Source organism: Oleiphilus sp. HI0086 (assembly GCF_001635225.1).
Map to the genome: position 1 here is coordinate 1 of NZ_LWFZ01000875.1, position 792 is coordinate 792.

A 792-nucleotide genomic window follows, 5' to 3' on the forward strand; every position below is an offset into this window, starting at 1 on the left:
TGCTACAGCCTTCCATAATTGAAACAAACGCAGAAGGGCCATTTATACCGGGAGCAGGGAGGTGGTCAAACTTTTCAACTTCAGGGAAGCTGATGTCGACCACGCCTACATCAGTTGTTTTTGATGCGTCGATCATCTCTGGTAGGCGATGAAGCGTTTGTGGGCCAAAGATCACGTCTACAAAAGGCGCGCGAGAACGAATCGCTTCACCTTCCTGACTGGCAACGCAACCACCAACGCCGATAGTTAGTTCCGGGTTGCTTTCCTTAAGCTTCTTCCAGCGACCAAGCTGGTGAAAGACCTTTTCCTGTGCTTTTTCACGAATAGAGCAGGTATTAAGAAGAATGATGTCAGCATCACTCTCGTTCTCGGTTAACTCAACTTTATGACTGTCTTGCAGTAAGTCTGTCATGCGAGATGAATCATACTCGTTCATCTGGCAGCCGTGAGTTTTAATAAAAAGCTTCTTGGTCGTGGTGTCGGTCATCTAAATATCAATCGCTTGCGAAAAGAGTTGCTTAAAAAATAGGCGGCAGATTATACATCTAAGCAGGCAGTGGGTGTAGTTTTTTCTGTCGCTAAAGACTGCCCTTAAAGATCAAAACACAAAAGACGGTTCACCACCGAGGGCACAGAGAGGCCTGCGGCCTACACAGAGAAAAGATAAAAACAGAGAAAAGATAAAAGCCTTTTTAGGTGTGTCTCCATCTCTTCCTCTGTGCAGCGACGCACTCGGTGGCCTCTGGGGTTCAAGTGGTTATCCCTTAAAGATCAAAACATAAAAGGCGGTTC

The 792-nt window shown here is 46.2% G+C and carries 1 pseudogene; it reads right to left on the reverse strand.

Going from position 1 to position 792, the window contains the following annotated elements:
* A pseudogene (locus A3756_RS15890) lies at positions 1–487 on the reverse strand (tRNA (N6-isopentenyl adenosine(37)-C2)-methylthiotransferase MiaB); the annotation flags it as partial.
* Between the last annotated feature and the right edge of the window lie 305 nt (positions 488–792).